We start from the raw sequence: 4,051 nt of genomic DNA on the forward strand, positions 1-4,051 counted from the left end.
CGTCGAGGTCGGCGTGCAGCCGGGAGGCACGCTCCCGCAGTATGCGCGGGTCGCGGTCGCGGGCGTCGAGCAGGTCGTCCAGCAGCTCACCGCGGACGCGCTGTTCGGCTTCGGCGGCGGAGCGGCGGGCGAGCAGCAGCAGGGAGGTGACCATCGCGGCGCGCTCCAGCGTGCGCTGGTCGACGGGGTCGAGGCCGGGGTGCCCGCGCAGGACGAGGGCGCCGAGGAGTTCGCCGCCCGTGGTGACGGCGGCGATCCAGTCGTCCTCGTGGCGCACGGCGTGGCCCTCGGCGCGGGAGGTCTCCAGGGCCCCGGCCGGGGCCGCGCCGGCCTCGGTGAACCGGACGGCACCGGCCAGGACCTGGGATACCGCCGCCGCCACGTCGTGCACCCCGCCGCCGCGCAGAACGAGTTCGGCGAGCCGGTCGTGGACGTCGGAGGCGCGCTCAATGACGGCGCTGCGGTCCTGAATGATCTCGTTGGCGCGCTCCAGGTCGGCCAGGGCCGCGCGGGTCTCGGTGAGCAGGTTGGCGGTGTCGATGGCGGCGGCGGCCAGGGCGGCGAAGGACCCGAGCAGGGCGATCTGCTCGCGCTCGAAGACCCTGGCGCGACGGTCCGCGGCGAACAGCACCCCGATGACGTTCGCCCCCAGCATCAGCGGGACGCCGAGGATGGCCACCAGGCCCTCGTCGTGCACACCCGCGTCGATGGTCATCGTGTGCCGGAAGCGGTCGTCGCGGAAGTAGTCGTCGGTGACGTACGGGCGGGCCGTCTGGGCGACCAGGCCGCCGAGCCCCTCCCCCATGCCCAGGCGCAGCTGCTGGAAGCGGGCGGCTACCGAACCCTCGGTGACCCGCATGTAGGTGTCGCCCCGGACCGGGTCGTTCAGGCTGAGGTAGGCGACGTCGGTGCCGAGCAGGGAGCGGGCCCGCTGCACGATGGCCTGGAGGACGGCGTCGACGTCGCGCAGGCCCGCCAGGTCGTGGGCCGTCTCGAAGAGCGCGGACAGCTCGGCCTCCCGTCGGCGGCGGCCCTCCAGCTCGGAGCGCACCCGCAGGGCGAGCAGTTTGGCCTGTTCGAGCGCGGCGATCCGCTCGGCGGGCAGCCCCTCGGCGCGGGCGAGCAGCACCGGCCGTTCGTAGGCGTCGGCCGACGCGCCCCGGGCGAGCAGTTCCAGGAACGGCGCCTCGGCACCACCGGTCACGCCACCGGGCACGCCGGGGGCCGGCTCGGCGCCGCGCACGGCGGCCTCGGCCTCGGCATCGGCATCGGCATCGGCATCGGCATCGGTGACGGAGCGCTCGACCGGCTCCACGTGATCGCGGGACATGCTCACAGGATTCCTCATGACCGGGCCGGCCCGTCAGGCCTGTGGAAAACTCCGGACCGGCCGCTCGCCGGGCAGGTCAGTGCGCGGTCCAGCCGCCGTCCAGGACCAGGGAGGTGCCGGTCACGAAGGACGCCTGGGGGCCGCACAGGTAGGCGACGGCCTCGGCGACCTCTTCCGGTTCGATGAGCCGCTTGACCGCGCTGTCCCTCAGGAGCACCTCGGCCAGTACGCGCTCCACGGGCAGGTCGTGTGCCTGTGCCTGGTCGGCAAGCTGCTTCTCCACCAGTGGGGTACGCACATAGGCGGGGTTCACGCAGTTGGAGGTGACGCCGTGCGGCGCGCCTTCGAGGGCGGCGGTCTTGGACAGCCCCTCGAGCCCGTGCTTGGCGGCCACGTACGCCGACTTGTAGGGCGAGGCACGCAGTCCGTGGACCGAGGAGACGTTGACGATGCGGCCCCACCCCTGGCCGTACATGTGGGGCAGGGCACCGCGGATGAGCCGGAACGGTGCTTCCAGCATCACCGTGAGCACCGTGTGGAAGACGTCCGGCGGGAACTCCTCCAGCGGCCGTACCAGCTGCAGCCCGGCGTTGTTGACCAGGACGTCGGTGCCGGCGGCGGCGAGTTCGGCGGCGTCGAGGTCCGTGAGGTCCAGGAGGTGCGGCTCGACGATGCCCGGCAGGCCGGTGGCACTGTCGGTGAGCGCCTCCAGGCCTGTCGCGTCCCGGTCGACGGCCCGCACCTTGGCCCCGGCGGCCGCCAGCCGCAGCGCGCAGGCGCGGCCGATACCGCCGGCGGCGCCGGTGACGAGGGCGGTGCGACCGTTCAGGTCGAGGGAGGGGGCGAAGGGACCAGGGGCGGCGTGGGGCGCGGTCATGTCTCCGACCTTAGGCAGCGCCGGAACCTCACCCCATGTGGTCCGACCCCACACTTCAGCTGGAACTCATGGCCTCAAACCATGTGGGCTCGTCCGACAGCGCCTGCTTGATCCGGAAGAGCGCGAATTCGTTCAGGTCGGGCAGGGCGTCCACCGCGAACCATCCCACCTCCAGTGACTCGTCGTCGTTGACACGGGCCTCGCCGCCCACGGCACGGCAGCGGAACGTGATGTCCATGTACTGGCAGACGTCACCGTTGTCGTACGTGACCGGTTCGGGTGCGGCCTGGACGAGGACGACGCGTTCGACGACGCACCGCACGGCGGTCTCCTCGAAGACCTCCCGCACGGCGCAGACGGCCGGCTGCTCACCGGGGTCGGGGATGCCGCCGATCACCGCCCACTTGCGGGTGTCCGAGCGACGGCCCAGCAGCAGACGGCCCTCGTCGTCGAAGACGAGGGCGGTGACACCGGGCAGCCACAGCAGATGGTGGCCGGCGACGGCACGGAGCTCGCGGATGAAGTCAGGAGTAGCCATGGACCGACCCTAACGAGCCGGTCCGGCGACACCGCGCGCGTGGGGGACGCGCTCGGCGGGCGTACGGCTACACGCCACCGGCGCGCCGCCCGCGCATCCCGGCTCCGATCGCCCATCCCAGCCCGCCCGCGGCGACGAGCAGCAGGGCGATCTCGGGCAGGATGCCCAGCTTCGTGGCCGGGGTCTCCGAGGACCGCAGCGGAACCTTCTGGACCAGGGAGTCCGCGACGAACATGCCGGTCTTCTGGGTGATCTCGCCGTCCGGCATGATGATCGCGCTGACCCCGCTGGTCACCGGCACGGTGACGGTGCGGCTGTGCTCGACGGCACGTACGCGTGACATGGCGAGCTGCTGGTAGGTCATCTCGCTGCGGTCGAAGGTGGCGTTGTTGCTGGGCACGGAGATGATCTGCGCGCCATGGGTGACGGTGTCGCGCACGGCCCAGTCGAAGGCCGCCTCGTAGCAGGTGGCGAGGCCGACCTTGGCGTCGCCGAAGTCGAACACGCCGGGCTCGCTGCCCCGGCTGAAGTCCTGGCGGACCATCGAGGTCCATTCGTCGTTGATGGCGCCGATGAGCGAGCGCATCGGGAGGAACTCGCCGAACGGCTGGACCTGCCGCTTGTCGTAGGTCTGGGTCGCGCCCTTCTCCGGGTCCCAGAGGATCTGCTCGTTGTAGAGCTTGCCGTCGCGCTCGACGACGCCGCCGACCGAGATGGGGGCGTCGATCGCCTCGGCCGCCTGCTCGATGACGGCGGCGGCGTCCGGGTTGGCGAAGGGGTCGATGTCGGAGGAGTTCTCGGGCCACAGGACGAAGTCGGGCTGGGCCTTCTTGCCGGCCTTGACCTCGGCGGCCAGTCGCTCGGTCTCACGCGCGTGAAAGTCGAGGACGGCCCGGCGCTGGGAGTTGAAGTCCAGTCCGAGGCGGGGCACGTTGCCCTGGATGACGGCGACCGTCGCGGTGCCGGTCTCCGCCTTGTCACTGACCAGCGAGCGGGCGGCCACAGCCGAAAGGACCGGGACGGCCATGCTGATCAGGGCCAGCGCGGCGGCCGAACGCCGCACCTCGCGCGTACGGCGCCACCGGAGTCCGAGCCGGACGGCCTCGCAGAGACCGAAACCGCACAGGACGACCGCGAAGCCGAGTACCGGGGTGCCGCCCAGCGCGGCCAGCGGCAGGAAGACGCCGTCCGCCTGGCCGGTATGGGCGGCGGCGGTCTGGATCGCCGGTGAGGCGGCACGCGCGCGTGTCCCCTTCCGCGGCTTCCCCTGGGGCAAGATCGCGTTCGGCCAGGCGGACGGCGTCTT

4 protein-coding genes are annotated in these 4,051 nt (G+C 72.3%); all 4 read right to left on the reverse strand.

What is annotated here, in order from left to right; genetic code table 11:
• Window positions 1–1,330: GAF domain-containing protein (locus BZL64_RS36435; protein ID WP_143663421.1), on the reverse strand; the 1,330-nt coding region annotated here is incomplete at its 3' end.
• 76 nt (window positions 1,331–1,406) lie between these two features.
• Window positions 1,407–2,207: a 3-hydroxybutyrate dehydrogenase gene (locus tag BZL64_RS36440; RefSeq protein WP_086773306.1), complete on the reverse strand. Its 801-nt coding sequence runs from the start codon at window positions 2,205–2,207 to the stop codon at window positions 1,407–1,409.
• Window positions 2,208–2,262: 55 nt separating this feature from the next.
• The gene (locus tag BZL64_RS36445; RefSeq protein WP_086773307.1) at window positions 2,263–2,745 is read right to left on the reverse strand and encodes an NUDIX hydrolase; all 483 of its coding nucleotides are present in this window, start codon (window positions 2,743–2,745) and stop codon (window positions 2,263–2,265) included.
• A 67-nt stretch (window positions 2,746–2,812) separates the two neighbouring features.
• Window positions 2,813–4,051: apolipoprotein N-acyltransferase (lnt, locus tag BZL64_RS36450; RefSeq protein WP_086773308.1), on the reverse strand; the 1,239-nt coding region annotated here is incomplete at its 5' end.

This window comes from Streptomyces bobili (assembly GCF_002154575.1).
Taxonomy (GTDB): domain Bacteria; phylum Actinomycetota; class Actinomycetes; order Streptomycetales; family Streptomycetaceae; genus Streptomyces; species Streptomyces bobili.

What these genes read in the sequence shown, in the direction of transcription:
- BZL64_RS36440 (WP_086773306.1), bottom strand. Translation starts at nt 2,207, where the DNA reads ATGACCGCGCCCCACGCCGCCCCTGGTCCCTTCGCCCCCTCCCTCGAC.
- BZL64_RS36445 (WP_086773307.1), bottom strand. Translation starts at nt 2,745, where the DNA reads ATGGCTACTCCTGACTTCATCCGCGAGCTCCGTGCCGTCGCCGGCCAC.